Consider the following 23,980-nt stretch of genomic DNA (forward strand, 5'->3'; position numbering starts at 1 on the left):
GGCGACGGGAGGAGGCTGGCGCTTTCAGGCGCCGGGCGCGTTGTCGTCCGCGACTGCCGTCGTCTGTTGTTGTTCCAGAACGGCCAGCCGTTGCTCCAGCAGGGCTAATTTTTCACGCGTGCGCAGCAGAACCTGAGTCTGAATATCGAACTCTTCGCGATTCACCAGATCCAGACGGGTGAGCTGTGACTGCAGTACCTGGCGGATTTTTTTCTCAACGTCTTCGCCAAACTCCCGGATCCCCTTTGGCATGGACTCATGCACCTGACGGGCTATCTGCTCAATCTTTTTCGGGTCAATCATGCTGCTTCCTGATGTGTTTATCTAACAATGAATGACATAAGTGTAATGCGTGTTGCTGGCGGGATAAACTAAAACCGGAACGAAGTGCGATAAATCGGGACTGCGATCAATTGCCCTGTCCGGGCAATAGCGCTATAGTGAAAGCGCTTATTCTCAGGGCGGGGTGTAACTCCCCACCGGCGGTAAACCAGTGCCTTACTGGAAGCCCGCGAGCGCTCAGACATTCCCTGTGTTTGAGGTCAGCAGATCCGGTGTAATTCCGGAGCCGACGGTTATAGTCCGGATGGGAGAGAGTAACGATTTTCGTCGGGCCGGCAGGCCCGCCCGCGTTATTTTATCTGCCGCCGTCTCCTGCGGGATGATGGGTGGCCGCTCCTCAAGTTCGCCCTGGTTCTGGTAATCCATAAATTTATTGAGGTTTTTTACCATGAATCAGACATTACTTTCTGAATTTGGTACGTCGGTTGAACGCGTTGAACGGGGCCTGGCGGCGCTGCGTCAGGGGCGTGGGGTGCTGGTGCTGGATGATGAACAGCGCGAAAACGAAGGCGACATGATCTTTGCCGCGCAAACCATGACGGTAGAGCAAATGGCGTTGACGATTCGCCACGGCAGCGGCATCGTTTGCCTGTGCGTTACCGAAGAGCGTCGTCAGCAACTGGATCTGCCAATGATGGTGGCCCATAACTCCAGCCATTATCAGACCGCCTTCACCGTCACTATTGAAGCGGCCGAAGGGGTCACCACCGGCGTATCCGCCGCCGATCGCATTACCACCATCCGCGCGGCCATTGCCGATAACGCCAAACCCAGCGATCTGAATCGTCCCGGCCATGTCTTCCCGCTGCGCGCGCAGCCCGGCGGCGTATTGACCCGCGGCGGTCATACCGAAGCCGCGGTCGATCTGACGACGCTGGCCGGATTGAAACCGGCCGGAGTGCTGTGCGAACTGACCAACGATGACGGCTCCATGGCGCATGCGCCGGAGGTGGTCGCGTTCGCCAGACAGCACGGTATGCCGGTGCTGACTATCGAAGATCTGGTCGCTTATCGCCAGGCGGCGGAACGTAAAGCCAGCTGAGTCCGGTCCGCAGAACAGAAAGGGCGGTCTATGACCGCCCTTTCTGTTTATCCGATTGATATGCAGAGTCGCGCCGCGTTATTCGCATAGCCCGTTTGGGGATGGACTGCGCGCAGACAAATGCCGCGCATGTTGAACGGAGTTCCATCGCCGCGCGGGCTGAATGCTGCTCGCGTCCGGGCGACCTCGGACAAGACGATGACGCCGGCCGTGACGATTATGCGCGTCTGGCCGCTGTCAGTCTCCGGGCTGTTCCTGCTCCGCGTTCTGCGCCAGCTTCCAGTCGTCCAGCGCTTTAATCCGGCGGCGGCGCAGTTCGTTACGGATATTGATCCCCTGAAACCCCGCGGCCACCACCTCAGCGCTATTGACGCTACAGGCGACGCGGAACACCTCGCGCAGGTAATCGCCCTGCGGATACGGATTCTGCTCGAATCCGGTGCGGCCGCGCGCGTCGGCCTCGCTGGCGATGATCATTTGCTCCAGCCGATGAGGTTTACGCCAGACGTCCGTGGCGTCAAACAGTTTGAGCAACGTTTTCGGCTGCAGAATCTGTACGGTATGGATCAAGTCGTGATATTCAGCCACCAGCCGCGCGAGATCGCGAATAGGGTTCGGTACGCGCAGACGCAGACACATCTCTTCAATCAGTCTGACGCCGGCCGGTCCGTGTCCGTGATGACGCGGCCACAGTTCGCGCGGGGTAAGCCCTTTGCCCACGTCATGACAGAGCGTAGCAAAGCGGACATCGATCTCCGGGCTGAGCTGCGCGGCGATGGCCAGCGTCATCAGCATATGAATGCCGGTATCGATTTCCGGGTGCCATTTAGCCGGCGCCGGTACGCCGAACAGACGATCGAGCTCCGGGAATAAGACCGCCAGTGCCCCGCAGTCGCGCAGCGTCTGGAAATAGATCTGGGGATGGCGGGTAGACAGCGCCTTTTCCGTTTCCTTCCACACGCGCTCCGGCGTGAGCGCGGCCAGTTCGCCGCTTTGCACCATCTGCTGCATCAGCCGTTGGGTTTCCCCGGCAATGGTAAAATCCAGATGGGCGAAGCGCGCGGCGAAACGCGCAATCCGCAAGACACGCAGCGGATCCTCGCTGAAGGCGTCAGAGACATGGCGCAGCACGCGCTGTTGCAGATCGCGTTGTCCGTGATAAGGATCGATGAATGAACCGTCCGGCGCCTGCGCAATGGCGTTGATGGTCAGATCGCGGCGCAGCAGGTCGTCTTCCAGCGTGACGTCCGGCGCGGCATAGCAGGTGAAGCCGGTATAGCCGACCCCGGCCTTGCGTTCCGTTCGCGCCAGAGCATATTCTTCATGATTTTCCGGGTGCAGGAAGACCGGAAAATCTTTACCGACCTGCTGATAACCCAGCTGCAGCAACTGTTCCGCGGTTGCGCCGACGACAACCCAGTCGCGTTCGCTGACCGGCAGATTCAACAGGCTATCGCGCACCGCGCCGCCAACCAGAAATACTTTCACTACCTGACTCCTGAAATTTATTGGCTGTACCCGTCACTCTTCAGGCCGCAGGCGAGTTGGCTTTATCGCCCGGTTTTCCCCCGGCCTCGCCTTCGGGACCGCCGCAGCGTGCCTTCCCGCAACCCGAATTATTTAAGGGATGTATATATACATACTATACCCTTACATACTTCAAGCTGCAGGAGCGTTGGTTTTGTGACTCGCCCCATCCATGGACTTGTCCTTGCAGGGCCGCCGCCAGCGGCGTTCAACTCGGCTCCCGACAGCGTTGTCGCGCTCTCCGGTCGCTTACTGGTATAAGCGCCAGGGGATTAATGGGAGATATCCCGTTTCTGCCCGAAGGTCGGCCGCCGGCAGGACGCATTCGTTGTCGACGAATGCGTCCTGCGTCACCGTCTTGCTGTCACTTGAATTATTTTGGGATATGCCCGGTTTACCGGCGCGCTGGCCGGTAAACTGCGCGGTCAGCCCATCCAGCGGTCGTTCTTCTTACGCCGCGGGATGATGTGCGGCAGGATCAGGCCCAGGATCAGACCGGCGCCGGCCACGCCGCCGCCGTACAGGAACCATTGCAAAATAATGGTGCGCTGCTTGTCATCCAACTGCACGTTGGCGGCGTCCACTTTTTTCTGCGCCACGATCAGCTGGTTCTTCAGATCCTGGTTTTCTTTCTGTAGCCCGCTGATTACGTTATCGCTGGCGGAAACCTTCTGCTGCATATCGGCCGTGCGCTGATTCCAGCTGCTATCGATATTGCTCAGTTTGCTGGTCAGCTCCCGCACCTGCTGTTCCAGTTCCGGCACCCGGGTACGCAGGCTGGGCGTTTCGTTCAGCTGACTGAGCGGGATCCAGTTGGTGCGATCTTTGGCGTCGCGCACCTGGGCGTAGCCCGCTTCTTCGTTAATACTCAGCACGGTGACTTCGTCGCCGGCGTTCAGCGTACCGGTTATGCGATATTGGTTGCCGGGGCCGCTGTGGACATAGGTCTGCAGTTCATCGGAAACGTAACGTCTCTCTTCCGCGTGCGCAGTCCAGGTTGCAGTCAAACTGAATAACGTAAAGCAAATAAGACGTAATTTCTGCATAAGATCATCATGTTGCGTGAGTTGTCAGGTGATAGTAGTGGCTTAAGTCTGACGAGGCAATGAATAATCCGAAATGAGAACACTCTTACTCTTGCTTTCCTGTCCGCGCAGCGCGCCTTTCGCACGCCGATTTTTGCTCAGCGGATTGCGGCAACCGGAGGTAAGCTACGGTAATATGGTGTCTGCCGGCGCAGGCTCGCGTATCTCCTTCATCTTTCAGGTCGCCGGTATGCTGTCGGTGTTCATTACCCGGCCATGGTTCCGCATCCTGAAATCTATTAGGCATAGTCAATGTTATGAGTGAAGAAATCGAATTGAAGTTTATTGTTCATCCCGATCGCGTGGCGACATTGCCGGACTGGCTAACCGACTGGCGCAGCGACTACAGTCACGCGGAGCGCCATGGCAGTCAATCGCTGACCAATATTTATTATGAAACCGCCGATAATCTGCTGCGTCGTCACGGCATTGGCCTGCGTATTCGCGGGGCGAATCAGCGCTATGAGATGACAGTAAAAACCGCCGGCCGGGTGGTCGGCGGGCTGCATCAGCACCCGGAATATAACGTTGAGCTGCCGCGGGACGAGCTGGACCTGGCGCGTTTCCCGTCGGATATCTGGCCGCCGGACGTAGACCCGGCCGCGCTGCAGCAGGCGCTGCAGCCGCTGTTTTGCACCGATTTTGTGCGTGAGACGTGGCTGGTGACTTACCGGCAAAGCGTGATTGAAATTGCCTTCGACCGCGGGGAAGTGCGCGCCGGGCAGCATAGCGAGCCGATTTGTGAACTGGAGATGGAGCTTAAGCTGGGGCAGGCCGACGATCTGCTGGCGCTGGCCGCCGAGATGGCCGAAGAAGATGGCCTGCGCCAGGGCAGCCTGAGCAAGGCGGCCAGGGGATATCATCTGGCCCGGCAGACAATGCCGCGCCAGCCGTATCCGCTGGATATTCTGCTGGTCGAGCCGAAGGCCAGCATCGATCAGGGCATCGCGACGGCGCTGGAATCGGCGCTTCGCTACTGGCAATACCATGAAGAACTGTGGGCCCGGGGGGATGAGAGCGCTCGCCAACGGCTACCGCAGGCCAGCGCGTTTATGCGCGAGTTATTGGTACTGATCGGCGGCGTGGTGCCGCGTAAGGTGACCACGCTGTTTCGGGCGGCGCTGACCGATCTGGAAAACCGCCTGGCGCAGCCCGGCGGCGCCGATCAAATTTGCTATCGCGCCGGCTATCTGCAAAGCAAACTGATGTTGGCTTCCTGGGTGATCGGCACCGGCTGGCGCGATCATCTTGAGGGTAAAGCGCGCCTGCGTTTGCAGGGATCGTTTAAGCGATTCGCCGATATTATGCTGGGCCGTAACCTGGCCGAGTTGAAATCGGTATTCGGTCGCCGGCTAAGCGCGGACGAATATCTGCAGCAACAGCCGCGGCTGCAGCGGGCGGTCAACGCGTTTCTGATCTTATCCGGCGCTTATCAGGACGAGGCGCGGCCCTGGGTCGCCCACTGGCAGGCGCTATGGCAGGCCGTCGCCGGGCCGCAGGCGGCGTCGCCGGATGAACTGGAAGAACGGCGCAAGCAGGCGCTGGCGCAGGCGCCATTCTGGCCGAACAGCGGCGCAGGACACTAAGTAAGCGGGCCCGCCGTTCCGGGCGGGCGCTCAGGTTAAGGAACTCAGTCATGTCCTCATATTTTCCATCCAACCGGGCGCTGTCGCCGCGTCTGTCGCAGCACGCCGAACAGGCCGTACAGCGCCTGCGCGACGCCGGCGTTATCGATGGCCCGGTGAGCCAGCCGGCGCTGGCGGTGCTGGCGCTGAGCGATTTTGCCGGCGATGCGTTGACCCGTTATCCGTCATGGTGGCAGGCGTTGCATCAGCAACCGCCGGAACCGGAAGAGTGGCGCTATTATCCTGACTGGCTGCGGCAGGAACTGGCCGGGGTACAGGACGAGGCCGCGCTGATGCGCGCGCTGCGCCAGTTTCGGCGGCGCATGCTGGTGCGCATCGCCTGGGGTCAGGTTGCGGGCGTCAGCAGTACCGAGCAGACGCTGCGCCAACTGAGCGAACTGGCCGAGACGATGATTGTCGCCGCCAGGGACTGGCTGTATCCGGTTTGCTGCCGGGAATGGGGCACGCCCTGTAACGCGCAGGGCGAAGCGCAGCCGTTGCTGATCCTGGGGATGGGAAAACTGGGCGGGGGCGAGCTTAACTTTTCGTCCGATATCGATCTGATTTTCGCCTACCCGGAAAATGGCCAGACGCGCGGCGGACGGCGCGAGCTGGACAACGCCCAGTTCTTTACCCGTATGGGGCAGCGTCTGATCAAAGTGCTGGATCAGCCAACCGTGGATGGTTTCGTCTATCGGGTCGATATGCGTTTGCGGCCGTTTGGCGACAGCGGGCCGCTGGTGCTCAGTTTCGCCGCGCTGGAGGACTATTACCAGGAGCAGGGGCGCGACTGGGAACGTTACGCGATGGTCAAAGCGCGTCTGATGGGCAGCGCCGACGATCGCTACAGCCAGGAGCTGCGCAGCACCCTGCGGCCGTTTGTGTTCCGGCGCTATATCGATTTCAGCGTGATCCAGTCCCTGCGCAATATGAAAAACATGATCGCGCGCGAGGTTCGCCGCCGCGACCTGCGCGACAACATCAAGCTGGGCGCCGGCGGGATCCGCGAGATCGAATTTATTACTCAGGTTTTTCAACTGATTCGCGGCGGGCGCGAACCCGGCTTGCAGGCGCGATCGCTGCTGCCGGCGCTGGCTACCGTGGGCGCGCTGGGCCTGTTGCCCATCGTCCAGGTGGATACCCTGCGCGAGGCTTACCTGTTTCTGCGCCGGCTGGAGAATCTGCTGCAGGCGATTGCCGATGAACAGACGCAGACCCTGCCGGCGGATGAACTCAATCAGGCCCGTCTGTGTTGGGGGATGGGGCTGGATAGCTGGGCCGAACTGCAGGCGGCGCTGGCCCGGCATAGCGGAGCGGTGCGCGATGTATTCAATGCGCTGATTGGCGACGACGCGCCGGAAGGCGATGAAACGCCGGAGCGCCGTCAATACGTCAGCCTGTGGCAGGATATGCCGGAAGAAAACGAGCGAGCGGCGCTGACGCCGAATCTGGCGGAAGACGTGCGCGAGCGGTTGCTGCGCACGCTGAACGACTTTCGCAGCGACGTAAGCCGGCGCACCATCGGGCCGCGCGGGCGCGATGTGCTCGATCAGTTGATGCCGGCCCTGCTGGAGGAAACCTTTAATCAGCCGCGGGCGGATGAAGTGCTGTCGCGCCTGACGCCGTTGCTGCTGGCCATTGTGACCCGCACTACCTATCTTGAGCTGTTGCTGGAGTCCCGTCCGGCGCTGGCGCAACTGATTCGTCTGTGCGCCGCCTCGCCGATGGTGGCCAGCCAGCTGGCGCGTTATCCGTTGCTGCTGGATGAACTGTTGGATCCGACCACGCTGTACCAGCCCACCGCGCCCGATGCCTACCGCGACGAGTTGCGTCAGTATCTGCTGCGCGTACCGGAAGACGACGAGGAACAGCAACTGGAAGCGGTGCGGCAGTTTAAACAGGCGCAATTGCTGCGCATCGCCGCCGGAGATATCGCCCAGGCGTTGCCGGTGATGAAGGTCAGCGATCATCTGACCTATCTGGCCGAGGCGATCATCGCCGCGGTGGTGCAGCAAGCCTGGCAACTGATGGTGACCCGCTACGGCCGGCCGGCGCACTTGAGCCAGGACGGCGGGTATGGTTTCGCCGTCATTGGCTACGGCAAGCTGGGCGGCTGGGAACTGGGGTACAGCTCCGATCTCGATCTGGTGTTTTTGCTCGACTGTCCGCCCGATGTGATGACCGACGGCGAACGCAGCATTGACGGCCGTCAGTTTTATCTGCGCCTCGCCCAGCGGGTGATGCACTTGTTCAGCACCCGCACCTCATCCGGCATTTTGTATGAAGTGGACGCGCGTCTGCGGCCGTCGGGCGCCGCCGGCATGCTGGTCAGTACGGTCGAGGCGTTTGCCGAATATCAGCAACAAGAGGCCTGGACCTGGGAACATCAGGCGCTGGTGCGCGCGCGCATGGTATACGGCGAAGACGCTATCCGGCGGCAGTTTGAAGCGATCCGGCGCGATATTTTATGCCGTGAACGCGACGGCGAGACGCTGCGGCGCGAGGTGAGCGAGATGCGCGTCAAAATGCGCCAGCATCTGGCGAACAAAGATCCGGCGCTGTTCGATCTCAAAACCGATGAGGGCGGTATTACCGATATCGAATTTATCGCCCAGTATCTGGTGCTGCGCTATGCGGCGCAGGAAGCGAAACTGACCCGCTGGTCGGATAATGTGCGCATCCTGGAACTGATGGCGCAGTATGGCGTAATGGAAGAACAGGAGGCGCAGGCGCTGAAACTGGCCTATATCACCCTGCGCGATGAGCTGCACCATCTGGCGCTGCAGGAGCGGTCGGCGAAGGTGGGCCGCGAGCATTTTCGCGCCGAACGCGAGCAGGTTCGGCTAAGCTGGAAGAAATGGCTGGGCTGAGAATTGCTTCGCATTCTGTTAAGCCGGTGCGGGGTAACCGGGCCGCCTGTGATATTATCGCGCGCACTATTTTCTGGTTCAGCGGGGTGATCCCGTGTGAAGTTAGGGGACTAAATAATGAAAGTGACATTGCCTGATTTTCGCCAGGCCGGCGTACTGGTTGTGGGCGACGTAATGCTGGATCGTTACTGGTACGGTCCAACCAGCCGCATTTCGCCGGAGGCGCCTGTCCCGGTGGTCAAAGTGGAAACCATTGAAGAACGCCCCGGCGGCGCGGCGAACGTCGCGATGAACATCGCCTCTCTGGGCGCGCAATCCCGTCTGGTGGGGCTGACCGGTATTGATGATGCGGCCAGGGCGCTGAGCGCGCGGCTGGGCGACGTGAATGTACGTTGCGACTTTGTTTCCGTCCCCACCCATCCGACCATCACTAAACTGCGCGTGCTGTCGCGCAATCAGCAGTTGATCCGGCTGGACTTCGAAGAGGGATTCGACGGTATCGATCAGCAGCCGCTGTTGGATCGCATCCAGCAGTCGCTGTCCAGCGCCGGCGCGCTGGTGCTGTCCGATTACGCCAAGGGCGCCCTTAGCGAAGTGGAACGCATTATTCCGCTGGCGCGCGCGGCCGGCGTGCCGGTTCTGATCGACCCGAAAGGCACTGATTTTTCCCGTTATCGCGGCGCCACGCTGCTGACGCCGAACCTGTCCGAGTTTGAGGCGGTGGTCGGCCGCTGTAAGGACGAAGACGATTTAGTGGCGCGCGGCCATCGCTTGATCGACGAGCACGAACTGTCCGCTCTGCTGATCACCCGTTCCGAACAGGGCATGACGTTGCTGCAGCCCGGCAAAGAGCCGCTGCATCTGCCCACCCAGGCGCAGGAAGTGTATGACGTCACCGGCGCCGGCGATACCGTGATCGGCGTGCTGGCGGCGGCGCTGGCGGCCGGCAATCCGCTGGAGGACGCCTGTTTTCTGGCTAACGCGGCGGCGGGCGTCGTGGTTGGTAAACTGGGGACGTCGACCGTTTCGCCGGTCGAGCTGGAAAACGCGATTCGCGGCCGGGCGGAAACCGGTTTTGGCGTGATGAGCGAAGAGCAACTGAAACAGGCGGTGGCGCAGGCGCGTCAGCGCGGCGAAAAAATCGTGATGACTAACGGCTGCTTCGATATTTTACACGCCGGCCATGTTTCCTATCTGGCCAATGCGCGCAAGCTCGGCGATCGCCTGATCGTAGCGGTGAACAGCGATGCCTCGACCAGCCGTCTGAAAGGGCCGACGCGCCCGGTCAATCCGCTGATGCAGCGTATGATCGTGCTGGGCGCGCTGGAAGCGGTCGACTGGGTGGTGCCGTTCGAAGAGGATACGCCGCAGCGGTTAATCGCCGATGTCCTGCCCGATGTGCTGGTCAAAGGCGGGGACTACCAGCCGCACGAAATCGCCGGTAGCGCAGAGGTGTGGGCGAACGGTGGCGAGGTGCGGGTGCTGAACTTTGAAGACGGCTGCTCGACCACCAACATCATCAAAAGCATTCAGGCCAGTGCCAGTAAGCCGGAGTAAATAGCGGGACAATGAACCAGGATATTGAACGTTTGCGTAACGTGTTACGCCATCATGAATATAAATATCACGTTGAAGACGCGCCGGAGATACCGGATGCCGAATACGATCGGCTGATGCGCGAACTGAAGGCGCTGGAGGCCGCGCACCCGGAGCTGATCGTGCCGGATTCCCCGACGCAGCGCGTGGGAGCGGCGCCGCTTGACGTCTTCGGGCAGGTGCGGCATGAAGTGCCGATGCTGTCGCTGGATAACGTGTTTGATGATGAAAGCTACCTGGCCTTTGATAAACGCGTACGCGATCGGCTGAAAAGCAGCGATGAACTGGCGTTTTGCTGCGAACTGAAGCTCGATGGTCTGGCGGTCAGCCTGCTGTATGAAGATGGCGAACTGGTGCAGGCGGCCACCCGCGGCGATGGCAGCACCGGGGAAAACATCACCAGCAACGTGCGCACCATTCGCGCCATTCCTCTTCGGCTGCGCGGCGACAACATTCCGCGCCGGCTCGAAGTGCGCGGCGAAGTGTTTATGAAACATCGCGGCTTCGAACAGTTGAATGAAGAGGCGCGGCGCAGCGGCGGTAAAGTTTTCGCCAACCCGCGCAACGCCGCCGCCGGATCGTTGCGCCAGTTGGATCCGCGCATTACCGCGAAGCGGCCGCTAACCTTCTTCTGCTATGGCGTGGGCCTGCTGGAAGGCGGCGAACTGCCGGACAGCCACTGGCGGCGTCTGATACAGTTTAAACAGTGGGGGCTGCCGGTCAGCGATCGCATTCGCGTATGTCAGGGCGGCGAGCAGGTGCTGGCGTTTTATCATCAGGTTGAACAGCAGCGCGGCGATCTCGGTTACGACATCGATGGCGTGGTGATTAAAGTCGACGATCTGGCCCTGCAGGAGCGGCTGGGTTTTGTCGCCCGCGCGCCGCGCTGGGCGGTGGCGTTTAAATTCCCGGCGCAGGAGCAACTGACCTGGGTGCGCGATGTCGAATTTCAGGTCGGGCGCACCGGCGCAATCACGCCGGTGGCTCGGCTGGAGCCGGTAGCGGTGGCCGGCGTGATGGTCAGCAACGCGACGCTGCACAATGCCGATGAAATCGCCAGGCTCGGGTTGCGTATCGGCGATCGGGTCAGCGTACGCCGCGCCGGCGACGTGATCCCGCAGGTGGTGTCCGTTATCGAAAGCGAACGGCCCGACGATACGCGCGAGATCGTGTTTCCCGAACGCTGTCCGGTCTGCGGTTCGGATGTTGAACGAATCGAGGGCGAAGCCGTCACGCGCTGTACCGGCGGCTTGTTCTGCGGCGCGCAGCGTAAGGAAGCGCTCAAGCATTTTGTTTCCCGCCGGGCGCTGGATGTGGAAGGCATGGGCGATAAAATCATCGACCAACTGGTGGAGAAAGAGTACGTCAAAACGCCGGCCGATCTGTTTCGGCTGACGATCGGCACGCTGACCGGTCTGGAACGCATGGGGCCGAAATCGGCCGTCAATCTGGTCAATGCGCTGGCTAAGGCGAAGTCCACGACGCTGGCGCGTTTTCTGTACGCGCTGGGCATCCGCGAGGTGGGCGAGGCCACGGCGGCCAATCTGGCCGCGTGGTTCGGTTCGCTGGAGGCGCTGTCGGCGGCCGGCATCGAGGAGCTGCAGGAGGTGCCGGACGTGGGCGGCATAGTGGCCATGCATGTGCGCCATTTTCTGGATGAAGAGCACAATCAGCAGGTTATCAACGAGCTAATCAGCGAAGAGATCAATATCCACTGGCCCGCCGTACAGCGGGTGCGGCCGGAAGAGATTGATAGCCCGTTTGCCGGCAAGACCGTGGTGCTAACCGGCTCGCTCAGCCAGCTGTCGCGCGATGAAGCCAAAGACCGCCTGACGGCGGCCGGCGCCAGGGTCAGCGGCAGCGTATCGAAGAAGACCGATTTAGTGATCGCCGGCGAAGCGGCGGGTTCGAAGCTGACCAAAGCGCAGACGCTGGAAATCGAGATCATCGATGAGGCGGAAATGCTCCGTCTGCTGGGAGAGTAGCCGATGGAAAAGCAGGATCTGCTGGATATCGCCAATACTAAAATGCCGTTCGGCAAATATCAGGGACGGGTGTTGATCGATCTGCCGGAAGAGTACCTGCTATGGTTTGCCCGTAAAAACGAGTTTCCGCGCGGGCGGCTGGGTCAACTGATGGAGATGGCGCTGGCCATCAGGATCGAAGGGCTGGAAGGCCTGGTCAAACCGCTTAAGCGCGCTTAACCGAGAAGGGCATGTTTCCATGCCCGGTTTTATTGCGTTATCTTTCCGGCGGCGGCATGCAGTCTGCCGGCAGCCGGAAATCTAGCGCCGATAGCGGTTAAACATACACATCGATCTGATTCTGATCCGTCGGGCGATTGACTCCCTCCTTCACACTCTCCAGAGCGGTGCTGCCGATCTGCTGGTCCTGTTGCGCCTGCGACTTTTGCACCTGCTCGTTTTGCAGGCGGGCTATCTGCGCCTGCAGCGCTTCGATCTGCGCCTGGATCATTTCCTGTTGCTGTTCAATGGCCTGGCGCTGTTCATCGCTGGTGGCGCTGGTAGCTGAGTCCGCCAGCTTTGACGCCTGTTCCGTCAGTTTTTCGATCTGACGGGTCAGTTTAGCAATGGATTGAGCATTGCTGCTGCTGCTGCCGCCAGAACTGACGGCAGAGACGGAGGTAACAGTACTGGACATAAAAAGTCTCCCTGTACGCTGCACGGTATTGTGCCTGATAGGCTATCGGCAGCGACGGCGAAAAAATCAGTGATTTTACGTTTTTCTGTCATTCCGACGCGGCGTTTGGCCGTTTGCGCGCGTCGCTCGCTATCCGTCAGTCCGCTTTACCGTAGACATGTACCGCTTTATCCAGCCGGATGGCCTGATTTTGCAGGTCGGCGGCGACGCTGGACGACAGCGTGACCAGCTCGGCGTTCTGCTGCGTCATCTCCTCAATGTGAGCAATCGAGGTATTGATTAAGGTGAGCGCGGCGGTCTGTTCATGCGCGGCATGGCTGATCTCCTTAATCAGCGCCGAGACGTCCAGCACCTCCTTAACGATGTGCTGAATGTGCTTCGTCGCGTTTTCCACCATCTGCTCGCCGGTTTTAACGCTTTCGACATTTGCATCGATCAGCGTTTTGATCTCGCCGGCGGCGGCGGCGGAGTGCTGGGCCAGATTGCGCACTTCGGCCGCCACCACGGCGAAGCCGCGGCCTTCCACGCCGGCGCGCGCCGCTTCAACCGCGGCGTTGAGCGCCAGGATATTGGTCTGAAACGCGATACTATCAATGACGCCGATAATATCGACGATTTTGCTGCTGGCGCCGGAGATGGCGTTCATCACGCCGCTGGTTTCCTGCATCACCTCGCCGCCTTTTACTGCGGCTATGCTGGCGCGTTCGGCCAGTCCGGTGGCCTGCACTGCGGTTTCGCTGCTTTGCTCGACCGCGCCGGTAATTTGTTCGATGGCGGCGGCGGTTTGCTGCAGGCTGCCGGCGGTCTCTTCGGTACGCCCATTCAGATTGATATTACTCTCGCTTAGCTGCTGGCTGACGTCGCGCATGCCTTTTACCTGGGTGCTGACGTCATTGACCAGCGAGCGGAGGTTCAGACTGAACTGGTTGACGATGCGCGCCAGCAAACCGATTTCGTCCACCCGATTGACGGCAAGATGACCGATTTTTTTGCCGGAGACCACGTCCTGGGCCTGATGCAGGATTTGCTGCAGCGGCCGGCTGATTTGCCGTTGAAGATAGGCATCCAGCAGCGCAAACAGCGCGAGAGTCAAGGCGCACAGCCAGGCCGGCGACATCCCGGCGCCGGCGCAGCTGAGGGGAACAATTGCGCCGGCGATCAGCGCGCTGCGCAACCGCCAGCGAACGGATAGCTTTTGCCACAGCGACAGCGGAGACAGCAGGCCGCTGCGCACCACCAGCCCTTTATATAACTTTCGTTTGCCGGCTTTGCCTTTCTGCAGGGCGCTATAGAGCGGTTCGGCCGCTTTTATCTCTTGCGCGGAGGGCGTGTTGCGCACGGAAATATAGCCGCTGAGCTGTTCATGGTGATAAACCGGCGTGACATTCGCCCGTACCCAATAGTAATCGCCGTTTTTGCGCCGGTTTTTAACCAAACCGGTCCATGAGTCGCCCTGCTGGAGCGTAAACCACATATCGGCAAAGGCCTCAACCGGCATATCAGGGTGCCGCACAATATTATGCGGCTGTCCGATAAGTTCCGACTCGTCAAAACCGCTGGCGTCGATAAAAGCCGAGTTAGCATAAGTTATATAGCTGTTAACATCAGTGGTAGACATTAACGTGGTGTCAACATTAAGCGAATATTCTTGTTGTGTGATCGGTGTGTTAATTCTCATTTAAACCCCAGCGTTATTTTTTCAGAAATATTTATAAGTAAAGCCAAACAGATTATTGGGAGATTTAATATCACTTCGGGTCGTTGACAGGGCGCGTTATTAGAGAGCGCGCAGCAGGGAACGCGGCGGCGTAGCCCCTCATGGCGGCAGACCCGGCGCTCCGAAGTTTACCGGCGAGTTTGTCAGCAACCTCAGGGGATTTAATCTCTCCTTTGATAAGGCAATCATTCATTATCGGTCCGTAGTTAAAAAAATTTATATCTGAAGTTCGGATGCGTGTATTTTTGCGAAAAAAGGAGGGTGAGGATTAAAAAGAATAAACGAATTCGTTAATGGACTATTGGCTTTGCGCTGCCGCTAAAGAGGGGGAGCCAATATGATATTTTTCTTACGCGCTAATGTTTCGGGGAATTAATGATTATTGTTAGCACGCTATAGGTGAAATAATCTTATATCCGTGATACTCCGGACTATCAATATCCGGCAAATCCGTGCGCCAAATAATTCGGGGCGCAGGACGCGGCAAAGAGAGCGACAAATCCGTCCGGAACGGATTTTAACGCCGCGGGCGGCGGCTCCGCAGAGGCACGGGAACGGGCCGAATAATTGAGCGCAGCTGACGCCCTGCGGTTTGCCGCCCGGCGTGTCTATCAGACGCAGGAATGTATTTTATCCCGCTATGTCGACAGCCAGGGACGCGCGGCTGCGGTTACGTTGTCTATTTCGTCCAGTAGCTCCAGCCATTCGGGTTCCAGTTCGTTCAGGCTGACGCCCTGGCGCAGTTGTTGCTCCAGTTGGTTGCACAGTTGTTTCAGACGCGGTACGCCGCTATAGCTGCTGCTGCCGTGCAGCTTATGAATCAGATCGACGATGCCGTCGTCCGGTTGACCGTTTAGAATCGCCCCGACCCGCTCACGCACCTGCGGCAGGAAGTCGAGCAGCATGCGCAGTAAATCGCGCGCCAGATCGCTCTTATTCGCCGCCTGGCTCAGCGCCAGTTCCCAGTCCAGCGAGGGCGCGATCGGCGGGACGGCGGATTTTCTGGCGAGGTGGCGAGCCAGCAGATTTCTCAGCATCTGCTCATCGATCGGTTTAGCCAGATAATCCGCCATACCGGCCTGCTGCAGGCTGTCGCACTCGCCGTTCAGACTGTGCGCGGTGACCGCGACGATTGGCGTCAGCGCGTGCAGCGGCAACTGGTGGATCAGTTCGGCGGCGCGGATGCCGTCCATCTCCGGCATCTGAATATCCATTAAGATGATATCCAGCGGGCCGCGGCGCGCCAGCGCCACCGCCTGCGCGCCGTTGTCGCACAGGATCACCTTGTCCACCAGTTCGTCCAGCAGGGTGCCGATCAGCTTCAGGTTGGCCGGATTATCGTCCACCGCCATAACGGTGAGCGGCAGGCGGCCGGCGGGCGCCGCCGTCAGGGGTGAGGGATGAGGCGACGGCAGTCCGGCGTGCGGAAAGAACGCGCCGGACTGCAACAGCGGCAGCAGGCGGCAGGCGGAGATGGGTTTAACCAGACAGCTGTGAATGCCGAAGCTTTTCAACTGTTCCGCATCCAGCTGCGCCAGGCTGGGAATGGCGAGGATCACGCACGGCGCGCGTTTGCACGCCTCGCGCAGCGCCGGCATATAGCCGATCAGCGTATTGCGCCAGGCGACCGGTACGCCGAACAGCAGGACATCGAACGGCTGGTCGGGCAACTGATCGAGAGCCGGGCTGTAGCTTACCGCCAGCGGCGTATCGTGCAGGATATCCAGCGTGGCCTGGGCGGCGGCCGGGTTCTCCTCCACATAGGCCAGACGACGGCCGCGCAGCGCGTCGTTAGCGCCGCGCGTCGACAGCGCGTTCGGGTTGAGCGTCAGCCTCAGGTTGAACCAGAAAGTGGTGCCTTTGCCCGGCTGGCTGTCAAAGCGAATGTCGCCGCCCATTTCGCGCACCAGCCGTTGGGTGATCACCAGCCCCAGACCGGTGCCGCCATGGCGACGCGAGATGCTGGCGTCGGCCTGACGGAAGGCCTGAAACAGCTGCGACTGCTGCTGCCCGGTGATGCCGATGCCGCTATCCTGAATTTGTAGCGCCAGCTCGACCTGATGGTGATCCTGCCGGCGCTTTTCCAGCCGGATATCGATGTTGCCCTTTTCGGTGAACTTGATGGCGTTGCCCAGCAGGTTAGTAATTATCTGCTGCAGACGCATCGGGTCGCCTATGTACTGTTCGGGAATATCCGGCTGGATATTCAGCGTCAGCTCCAGCCCCTTTTCATGCGCGGTATGGGCCAGCAGCAGCACCACTTCGTCGATCGTCACGTGCAGGGAAAAGGGCACATTTTCCAGCACCAGCTTGCCGGCCTCCAGTTTGGAGAAGTCCAGGACGTCATTGATGATGGTGAGTAAATTATTGGCCGAGCGTTCGATGGTGTGCAGGTAGTCGGCCTGGGTCGGCGTCAGCGCCGTTTTCAGCGTCTGGCGGGTAAAACCGATCACGCCGTTGAGCGGGGTGCGCAGCTCATGCGACATGTTGGCCAGGAACTCGGATTTAATGCGCGCCGCTTCCTGCGCACGCTTTTTCGCCAGGTCCAGCTCAACGTTTTGAATCTCCATCTGCTCCAGCGTTTCGCGCAGATCGTAGGTCGCCTGATCGATATTCTGCTGCATCTCCTCATGGTAGGCGGTCAGCGACATGGCCATTGAGTTAATGCCGTTTTTCAGCATATCCAGCTCGCCCAGCATAAACCCTTCGACCCGGCTGTCGAGCTGGCCGCGCCGGATGCGATCGACGGTATTGACCATGTGGCGAATGGGCGTGGTGACATCGTGCATCAGGCGCCAGGCGAACAGCATGGCGATCACCAGACAGAGCAGCATCAACAGACCGGCGGTAAAGATCTCGCGGTATTGCTGCAGTTTTACCGAATCCAGAGCCAGTTCGATGGCGATATAGCCTATCGGGCTATTGCTGGAGGCCAGCGCGCTATCCGGGCCCACCTCGCCGTCGCTGCTGATCGGCATATGCAGAATCAGCGCGTTGCCGCTGCGGCTCTGCGTCAGCGCGTTCGGCACCGGCGCATCGTCGGACAGATGCATGAGATTATTGGTGTTGCGCGGATTGGTGGTGACGAACAGACGGTTTTGCGCGTCATAAATACTGATCGCCCGGACAATGCTGGAGTGGCGCCGGTGCAGAACGTTAACCAGCTTCCTGACCGAGTCCTGCTGGTGCTGCATCATGGCCCAGGCGCTGGAGATAGCCAGCGGTTCGATGATGCTGGCGCCGGCGTCGGCCAGTTCGAACTGCAACTGGTTATAGCGATGGATGACGAAGAAGGTACTGAGCAGCAAACCGATCATCAGCGTCGGGGCCAGGATCAGTATCATCATACGCGCGCGCAGACTATATTTGGTCATGGGAGTCCAATGTGGGAGAATTAAACGCTGAGGCTCAGCTTAAACGTTATTGAGTAATAAATGGCGCAATTCTACTCTCCAAACCGGCGTATGACGACCCGGCAAACCATTACCGTAACCGCGAACGATCTGGACCCCTTCGGTCAGGGCGTGGCGCGCCATGAGGGAAAGACGCTTTTTATCACGGGCGTGCTGCCGGGCGAACAGGCCAGCGTCCGGCTGACGGAAGATAAACGCCAGTACGGCCGGGCGAAGCTGGTGCGGCTGCTGACGCGCAGCGAGCAGCGCGTCGAACCCCGCTGCCCGCACTTTGGCGTGTGCGGCGGCTGCCAGCAGCAGCACGCCAGTCCGTCTCTGCAGCATAGCAGTAAGTCGGCGGCGCTGACGCGCCAGCTGGCGCAGGAGATCGGATCCGATGTGCCGGCGGCGGGCGTTATCGCCGGCCCCGCCTGGGGCTACCGGCGGCGGGCCAGACTTGCGTTATACTATCAGGCCAAACAGCAGCGGCTGCTGATGGGCTATCGTCAGGCCGGTTCGCACGATATCGTGCCGGTGCGGGAATGTCCGATATTACGGCCGGAACTGGCCGCGCTATTGGCGCCGCTGCATCAGTGTCTGCAGCGTTTGCAGGGCGTAAAGCGGCTCGGCCACGTGGAACTGGTGCTGGCGGATAACGGCCCTCTGCTGGTACTGCGCCATCTTGACGCGCTCAGCGCGGCCGACCGCGAGGCGTTAAGCCAGCTGGCGCAGCGCTATGAGCTGATGCTGTGGCTGGCGGGGGCGTCCGATGAGCTGACCTGCCTGCACGGCGGAGAGCCGCACTATCAGGTCGACGGCCTGACGCTGGCTTTCAGCCCGCGCGATTTTATCCAGGTCAACGACGCGATTAATCAGCAGATGGTGGCCCAGGCGCTGGCGTGGCTGGATCTCCAGCCGCAGGAGCGGGTGCTGGATCTGTTCTGCGGCATGGGTAATTTCACCCTGCCGCTGGCCCGACGCGCGGCCAGCGTGGTGGGCATTGAAGGGGTGACGGCGCTGGTAGAGAAAGGGCGCGAAAACGCCCGGCGCAACGGGCTCGGGAATGTCACATTTTTTCATCAAAATCTGGACGAAGACGTGACGAGGCAGCCGTGGGCGACGCAAGGATTTGATAAGATATTGCTTGACCCCGCGCGGGCGGGCGCCGCTGGCGTGATGTCGCATATCGTCAGGCTGGCGCCGCGGCGCGTGGTTTATGTTTCCTGCAACCCGGCCACGCTGGCGCGAGACAGCAAGGCGTTGCTGGCCGCCGGCTACCGGCTGGCGCAGGTGACGATGCTGGATATGTTTCCGCATACCGGGCATCTTGAGTCAATGGCGCTGTTTTTGCAGGGCTCTGGTAATGCAGCAAAGTAGGGAGAAATTATGGTTGCGGTAAGAAGTGCACATTTGAATACGGCTGGAGAGTTTGAGCCTGACGCGTGGATCGCGTCATTAGGGATCGCCAGTCAGCAGTCATGTGAGCGATTAGCCGAAACCTGGCGTTACTGCGAACAGCAAACGAAAGATCATCCCGAGGCCTCGCTGCTGCTGTGGCGGGGCATCGAAATGGTCGAAATTCTCTCCACGCTCAGCATGGATAACGATAGTCTGCGCGCCGCGCTGCTGTTTCCGCTGGCCAACGCCAACGTGGTGGATGAGGAAACGCTGAAAGAGCACTACGGCAAAAACATCGTTAATCTGGTGCACGGCGTGCTCGATATGGACGCCATCCGCCAGCTGAAGGCGACCCAGCACGACTCAATGGCCTCGGAGCAGGTCGATAATATTCGCCGCATGCTGCTGGCGATGGTGGAAGATTTCCGCTGCGTGGTGATCAAACTGGCCGAGCGCATCGCCCATCTGCGCGAAGTGAAGGACGCGCCGGAAGAGGAGCGCGTGCTGGCGGCGAAAGAATGTACCAATATCTATGCGCCGCTGGCCAACCGGCTGGGAATCGGCCAGCTCAAATGGGAGCTGGAGGATTTCTGCTTCCGCTATCTGCACCCGGAAGAGTACAAGCGCATCGCCAGGCTGCTGCACGAGCGACGTATCGATCGCGAACAGTATATTGATAACTTCGTCATCGATCTGCGCAAGGCGATGAAGGAAGAAGGCGTGCAGGCCGATGTCTACGGGCGGCCGAAACATATCTACAGCATCTGGCGCAAGATGCAGAAAAAATCGCTGTCGTTCGACGAACTGTTCGACGTACGCGCCGTGCGTATTGTGGTTGAGCGGCTGCAGGACTGTTATGGCGCGCTCGGTATCGTGCATACCCACTATCGCCATCTGCCGGACGAGTTCGACGACTACGTGGCCAATCCCAAACCCAACGGCTACCAATCTATCCATACCGTGGTGCTGGGGCCGGGCGGTAAAACGCTGGAGATTCAGATTCGCACCCGTCAGATGCACGAGGACGCGGAACTGGGCGTGGCGGCGCACTGGAAATATAAAGAAGGGGCGGTGGCCGGCGGGCGTTCGGGCTACGAAGGGCGTATCGCCTGGCTGCGCAAGCTGATCGCCTGGCAGGAAGAGATGGCGGATTCGGACGAGGTGTTGGACGAAGTTCGCAGCCAGGTGTTCGACGATCGGGTGTACGTGTTTACGCCGAAGGGCGATGTGGTCGATTTGCCGGCCGGTTCCACGCCGCTAGACTTCGCCTACCATATCCACAGCGATATCGGCCACCGCTGCATCGGCGCTAAGATTGGCGGACGCATCGTGCCCTTTACCTATCAACTGCAAATGGGCGATCAGATCGAGGTCATTACCCAGAAGCAGCCCAACCCCAGCCGCGACTGGCTTAACCCGAATCTGGGTTATGTCACCACCAGCCGCGGTCGGTCGAAGATCCATAACTGGTTCCGCAAGCAGGATCGGGAGAAAAATATCGTCGCCGGGCGGCAGATCCTCGACGACGAGCTGGAGCATCTGGGTATCAGCCTGAAAGCGGCGGAAAAAATGCTGCTGCCGCGTTATAACGTCAATTCTTTGGACGAGTTGCTGGCGGCCTTAGGCGGCGGGGACATCCGGCTGAACCAGATGGTCAACTTCCTGCAGTCGCAGCTTAAGCAGCCGAGCGCCGAGGAGCAGGACCGCGAGGCGCTGCGCCAGCTGACGCAAAAAGCGCCGCCCACGGCGCGCAGCACTGATAACGGGCGCGTGGTGGTGGAGGGCGTCGGCAACCTGATGCACCATATCGCGCGCTGCTGTCAGCCGATCCCCGGCGATGATATCGTCGGCTTCATCACGCGCGGGCGCGGTATTTCGATTCATCGCGCCGACTGCGAACAGCTGGACGAACTGCGCAGCACTGCGCCGGAGCGCATTGTCGAGGCGGTGTGGGGCGAAAGCTACTCCAGCGGATATTCGCTGGTGGTGCGCGTCGTAGCCAACGATCGCAGCGGGCTGCTGCGCGATATCACTACTATTTTGGCGAACGAAAAGGTCAATGTGCTGGGCGTTTCCAGCCGCAGCGATACAAAGCAGCAACTGGCCACCATCGATATGGAAATTGAGATCTACAATCTCCAGGTGTTGGGCAGGGTGCTGGCGAAGCTGAACCAACTGCCCGATGTGATCGACGCCAGCCGCCTGCAGCGGGCGTAAGCGCGCGGGGCAACATTCGGCTTTTTTGTCGGGCCAGTCGCCCTGTTCAGGCGGGACTTTCCCGCCTTTCTCTTTCTCCAGGTAACCGCATGACCGTATCCGCTATTGAACGTTTAATCGAGATTATGAAAACCCTGCGCGACCCGCAAAACGGCTGTCCGTGGGATGGTAAACAGACCTTCGACACGCTGACGCCCTATACGCTGGAAGAAACTTACGAAGTGCTGGACGCCATCAGCCGTCAGGACTTTGACGATCTGCGCGGCGAACTGGGCGACCTGCTGTTTCAGGTGGTGTTTTACGCCCAAATGGCGCAGGAACAAGGGCTGTTTGATTTCTCCGACGTGTGCAACGCCATCAGCGACAAGCTGGAGCGGCGCCATCCGCATATTTTCGCCGGCGCGGCGACGCCGGCGGACGGCAAGGCCGCACGGGCCGGCTGGGAGCACACGAAGGCGCGGGAACGTTCCGCCAAAGATCGCCATTCCGCCGTGGATGATATTCCCGATGTCCTGCCGGCGCTGATGAAGGCGCAAAAGATTCAGCAACGTTGCGCCGCCGTGGGCTTTGACTGGGACAGCCTGGGGCCGGTCGTCGATAAGGTGTACGAAGAGATCGACGAGGTGATGTATGAAGCCCGGCAGGCGGTGATTGATGAAGAAAAGCTGGGCGAAGAGATTGGCGATTTACTGTTTGCGACCGTCAACCTTTCACGCCATCTGGGCCATAAGGCCGAACGGGCGTTGCAGGAGGCCAATCGCAAATTCTGTCGCCGCTTTCGCCAGGTAGAACAGATTATCGGCCAGTCCGCTAAAACCATGGATCAGGCCTCGCTGGATGAGATGGAAGCGGCGTGGCAGCAGGTGAAAAATCAGGAAAAACAAGGGTAGCCGCCACGCATTGCCCGATCCCCCCGAATCTCATCCCTCAATCCGCCGCCATTCGGCGGATTTTTCTATCCCGAGATTTCTTGCGGACCCGCACGGAAAGCGGCGGTCTTTGTTTCACTTCATGCTGTGTCTAGACTCAACGGCAGAGTGACAGAGATATATTGTGTTTCAGGAGCCTTGCATGACGTCTTATTCAAACCCCGATGCATTTGTTAACGTAAAACCCTATCCTTTCTGGCTGGATACGATCGCCGGGGAGGCCGCCGCCCCCGCGCTGCAGGCGCGTATTTCCTGCGATCTTGCCATCGTCGGCGGCGGTTACACCGGCCTGTGGACGGCGCTGCTGGCCCGTCGTCGCTGGCCCGAAAAGAAGATTGTCATTATCGAAGCCAAACACTGCGGCTCCGAGGCGAGCAGCCGCAACGGCGGCTTCTGTTCCCCGAGTATTTCTCATGGCACGTCGATCGCCATTAAACGCTGGCCGCAGGAAACGGAAAAACTCATTGCGCTGGGCAGAGCCAATCTCGACGAGCTCGAGGCGGATCTGGACGCGTATGGAATGCAGATTGAATTTGAGCGCACGGGGCAGCTGAACCTTGCCAGCCACCCCTGGCAACTGGAAGGGCTGCGTTCGATGCAGCAGGAATACCAGCGCTTCGGCATCGCGTGCGAATGGCTGGAGGGCGCCAGCCTGACCGATAAGTTTAATTCTTCCTTTTATCGCGCCGGACTCTTTGAGCCGAACTATGCGTTGGTGAATCCGGCCAAAATGGTCAGCGAATTACGCCGGGTTTGTCTGGCTCAGGGAGTCGAACTGTATGAAAACAGCGCGGTAACCGCGTTGAAGCAACAGGGGCAGAATATTCTGCTGCGTACGTCGTCCGGCGAGGCTGTGGCCGGACAGGTCGTGCTCGCCACCAATATCGCGGTGCCGCTGCTGCGCCACCTGGCGTCGACCGTGATCCCGGTCTACGACTACGCGATCGTCTCTAACCCGCTAAGCGAGCGACAGCTGGAAGCCATCGGCTGGGTCGGACGCTACGGCATCTCCGACAGCGGCAACCGTTTCCACTATTTCCGTAAGACCGCCGATAATCGTATTCTGTGGGGCGGGTACGACGCCATCTACCATTTCGGCAGCCGGCGCGACGAGTCGCTGACCCAGCGGCCAGAGACGTTTAACCGTCTGGCCGAACAGTTCAGCGAAGTTTTCCCCGCCATCAGGGATATTGGTTTCAGCCACGCCTGGGGCGGCATCATCGATACCTCGGCCCGGACGACGATGTTCACCGGGTGCGAGGCCGACGGCCGGATCGCCTACGCATTGGGCTTTACCGGGCTGGGCGTCTCGGCCTGCCGTTTCGCCGCGCTGAACATGCTGGACCAGCTGGCCGGAGAGAAAACGGCGCGCACCGAATTACGCATGACATCCCGCGCGCCGGTTCATTTTCCGCCGGAGCCGCTGCGTTTTGCGGGCGTGCAGGCGGCCATTCGCTCCCTTGCGCGCGAAGACCGGGACGGGCATCGTAATGTGCTGCTGAAAACCTTTGACGCGCTCGGCATCGGTTTCGATTCCTGATTGCGCGCCGCGTTGGCAATGGTCTGTTTTTACTGATAT

General features: G+C 60.0%; 16 protein-coding genes and 1 riboswitch. Of the genes, 10 read left to right on the forward strand and 6 right to left on the reverse strand.

Features of this window, described 5'->3' with window-relative positions:
* Nucleotides 1-24: 24 nt before the first annotated feature.
* Nucleotides 25-303 (reverse strand): ubiquinone biosynthesis accessory factor UbiK, encoded by a 279-nt coding sequence (gene ubiK / locus FJU30_RS04320; protein ID WP_150433481.1) that lies wholly within the window; start codon nucleotides 301-303, stop codon nucleotides 25-27.
* A gap of 145 nt (nucleotides 304-448) precedes the next feature.
* A riboswitch (FMN riboswitch) is annotated at nucleotides 449-602 on the forward strand.
* 128 nt (nucleotides 603-730) lie between these two features.
* Here ubiK and ribB point away from each other — a divergent pair.
* Complete coding sequence (gene ribB / locus FJU30_RS04325; RefSeq protein WP_150433480.1) at nucleotides 731-1,384, forward strand: 3,4-dihydroxy-2-butanone-4-phosphate synthase; 654 nt, start codon at nucleotides 731-733, stop codon at nucleotides 1,382-1,384.
* A 237-nt stretch (nucleotides 1,385-1,621) separates the two neighbouring features.
* On the opposite strand, the gene FJU30_RS04330 is transcribed toward ribB, so the two are convergent.
* Nucleotides 1,622-2,872, reverse strand: coding sequence for a multifunctional CCA addition/repair protein (locus FJU30_RS04330; protein ID WP_150433479.1), 1,251 nt, complete (start codon nucleotides 2,870-2,872; stop codon nucleotides 1,622-1,624).
* Between the two features lie 464 nt (nucleotides 2,873-3,336).
* Nucleotides 3,337-3,957, reverse strand: a complete 621-nt coding sequence (locus FJU30_RS04335) for a TIGR04211 family SH3 domain-containing protein (protein ID WP_150433478.1) — start codon at nucleotides 3,955-3,957, stop codon at nucleotides 3,337-3,339.
* A 296-nt stretch (nucleotides 3,958-4,253) separates the two neighbouring features.
* On the opposite strand from FJU30_RS04335, the gene FJU30_RS04340 reads away from it, so the two are divergent.
* From FJU30_RS04340 to FJU30_RS04360, 5 genes are all read left to right on the forward strand, one after another.
* A complete protein-coding gene (locus FJU30_RS04340) occupies nucleotides 4,254-5,582 on the forward strand; it encodes a CYTH domain-containing protein (protein WP_150433477.1) in 1,329 nt (442 codons plus the stop codon).
* A 50-nt stretch (nucleotides 5,583-5,632) separates the two neighbouring features.
* Complete coding sequence (gene glnE / locus FJU30_RS04345) at nucleotides 5,633-8,491, forward strand: bifunctional [glutamate--ammonia ligase]-adenylyl-L-tyrosine phosphorylase/[glutamate--ammonia-ligase] adenylyltransferase (protein WP_150433476.1); 2,859 nt, start codon at nucleotides 5,633-5,635, stop codon at nucleotides 8,489-8,491.
* A 117-nt stretch (nucleotides 8,492-8,608) separates the two neighbouring features.
* Complete coding sequence (gene hldE, locus FJU30_RS04350) at nucleotides 8,609-10,048, forward strand: bifunctional D-glycero-beta-D-manno-heptose-7-phosphate kinase/D-glycero-beta-D-manno-heptose 1-phosphate adenylyltransferase HldE (RefSeq protein ID WP_150433475.1); 1,440 nt, start codon at nucleotides 8,609-8,611, stop codon at nucleotides 10,046-10,048.
* 11 nt (nucleotides 10,049-10,059) lie between these two features.
* Nucleotides 10,060-12,072, forward strand: a complete 2,013-nt coding sequence (gene ligA, locus FJU30_RS04355) for an NAD-dependent DNA ligase LigA (RefSeq protein WP_150433474.1) — start codon at nucleotides 10,060-10,062, stop codon at nucleotides 12,070-12,072.
* 3 nt (nucleotides 12,073-12,075) lie between these two features.
* Nucleotides 12,076-12,291, forward strand: a complete 216-nt coding sequence (locus FJU30_RS04360; RefSeq protein ID WP_150433473.1) for a DUF3820 family protein — start codon at nucleotides 12,076-12,078, stop codon at nucleotides 12,289-12,291.
* Between the two features lie 97 nt (nucleotides 12,292-12,388).
* On the opposite strand, the gene FJU30_RS04365 is transcribed toward FJU30_RS04360, so the two are convergent.
* From FJU30_RS04365 to barA, 3 genes are all read right to left on the reverse strand, one after another.
* Nucleotides 12,389-12,748, reverse strand: a complete 360-nt coding sequence (locus FJU30_RS04365) for a FlxA-like family protein (protein WP_150433472.1) — start codon at nucleotides 12,746-12,748, stop codon at nucleotides 12,389-12,391.
* Nucleotides 12,749-12,884: 136 nt separating this feature from the next.
* Nucleotides 12,885-14,426, reverse strand: a complete 1,542-nt coding sequence (locus FJU30_RS04370) for a methyl-accepting chemotaxis protein (protein WP_150433471.1) — start codon at nucleotides 14,424-14,426, stop codon at nucleotides 12,885-12,887.
* A 677-nt stretch (nucleotides 14,427-15,103) separates the two neighbouring features.
* Entirely contained in the window at nucleotides 15,104-17,839 is a 2,736-nt protein-coding gene (gene barA, locus FJU30_RS04375; protein WP_150433470.1) for a two-component sensor histidine kinase BarA, read from the reverse strand.
* Nucleotides 17,840-17,899: 60 nt separating this feature from the next.
* On the opposite strand from barA, the gene rlmD reads away from it, so the two are divergent.
* The 4 genes from rlmD (at nucleotide 17,900) to FJU30_RS04395 (ending at nucleotide 23,941) form a co-directional block, all read left to right on the forward strand.
* Entirely contained in the window at nucleotides 17,900-19,234 is a 1,335-nt protein-coding gene (rlmD, locus tag FJU30_RS04380) for a 23S rRNA (uracil(1939)-C(5))-methyltransferase RlmD (RefSeq protein ID WP_150433469.1), read from the forward strand.
* Nucleotides 19,235-19,243: 9 nt separating this feature from the next.
* Nucleotides 19,244-21,472 carry a GTP diphosphokinase gene (relA, locus tag FJU30_RS04385; RefSeq protein WP_150433468.1) on the forward strand — a complete coding sequence of 743 codons (2,229 nt, stop codon included), beginning with the start codon at nucleotides 19,244-19,246 and terminating at the stop codon, nucleotides 21,470-21,472.
* An 89-nt stretch (nucleotides 21,473-21,561) separates the two neighbouring features.
* Complete coding sequence (mazG, locus tag FJU30_RS04390) at nucleotides 21,562-22,362, forward strand: nucleoside triphosphate pyrophosphohydrolase (RefSeq protein WP_150433467.1); 801 nt, start codon at nucleotides 21,562-21,564, stop codon at nucleotides 22,360-22,362.
* Nucleotides 22,363-22,543: 181 nt separating this feature from the next.
* A complete protein-coding gene (locus FJU30_RS04395) occupies nucleotides 22,544-23,941 on the forward strand; it encodes an NAD(P)/FAD-dependent oxidoreductase (protein ID WP_150433466.1) in 1,398 nt (465 codons plus the stop codon).
* Nucleotides 23,942-23,980 lie beyond the last annotated feature (39 nt).

The sequence above is a fragment of the Affinibrenneria salicis genome, from assembly GCF_008710095.1.

Excerpts from the sequence above, each read along its gene's own strand:
- ubiK (WP_150433481.1), bottom strand. The coding sequence starts at position 303 with ATGATTGACCCGAAAAAGATTGAGCAGATAGCCCGTCAGGTGCATGAG.
- ribB (WP_150433480.1), top strand. The coding sequence starts at position 731 with ATGAATCAGACATTACTTTCTGAATTTGGTACGTCGGTTGAACGCGTT.
- FJU30_RS04335 (WP_150433478.1), bottom strand. The coding sequence starts at position 3,957 with ATGCAGAAATTACGTCTTATTTGCTTTACGTTATTCAGTTTGACTGCA.
- FJU30_RS04340 (WP_150433477.1), top strand. The coding sequence starts at position 4,254 with ATGAGTGAAGAAATCGAATTGAAGTTTATTGTTCATCCCGATCGCGTG.
- glnE (WP_150433476.1), top strand. The coding sequence starts at position 5,633 with ATGTCCTCATATTTTCCATCCAACCGGGCGCTGTCGCCGCGTCTGTCG.
- hldE (WP_150433475.1), top strand. The coding sequence starts at position 8,609 with ATGAAAGTGACATTGCCTGATTTTCGCCAGGCCGGCGTACTGGTTGTG.
- ligA (WP_150433474.1), top strand. The coding sequence starts at position 10,060 with ATGAACCAGGATATTGAACGTTTGCGTAACGTGTTACGCCATCATGAA.
- FJU30_RS04360 (WP_150433473.1), top strand. The coding sequence starts at position 12,076 with ATGGAAAAGCAGGATCTGCTGGATATCGCCAATACTAAAATGCCGTTC.
- FJU30_RS04365 (WP_150433472.1), bottom strand. The coding sequence starts at position 12,748 with ATGTCCAGTACTGTTACCTCCGTCTCTGCCGTCAGTTCTGGCGGCAGC.
- FJU30_RS04370 (WP_150433471.1), bottom strand. The coding sequence starts at position 14,426 with ATGAGAATTAACACACCGATCACACAACAAGAATATTCGCTTAATGTT.
- barA (WP_150433470.1), bottom strand. The coding sequence starts at position 17,839 with ATGACCAAATATAGTCTGCGCGCGCGTATGATGATACTGATCCTGGCC.
- rlmD (WP_150433469.1), top strand. The coding sequence starts at position 17,900 with ATGGCGCAATTCTACTCTCCAAACCGGCGTATGACGACCCGGCAAACC.
- relA (WP_150433468.1), top strand. The coding sequence starts at position 19,244 with ATGGTTGCGGTAAGAAGTGCACATTTGAATACGGCTGGAGAGTTTGAG.
- mazG (WP_150433467.1), top strand. The coding sequence starts at position 21,562 with ATGACCGTATCCGCTATTGAACGTTTAATCGAGATTATGAAAACCCTG.
- FJU30_RS04395 (WP_150433466.1), top strand. The coding sequence starts at position 22,544 with ATGACGTCTTATTCAAACCCCGATGCATTTGTTAACGTAAAACCCTAT.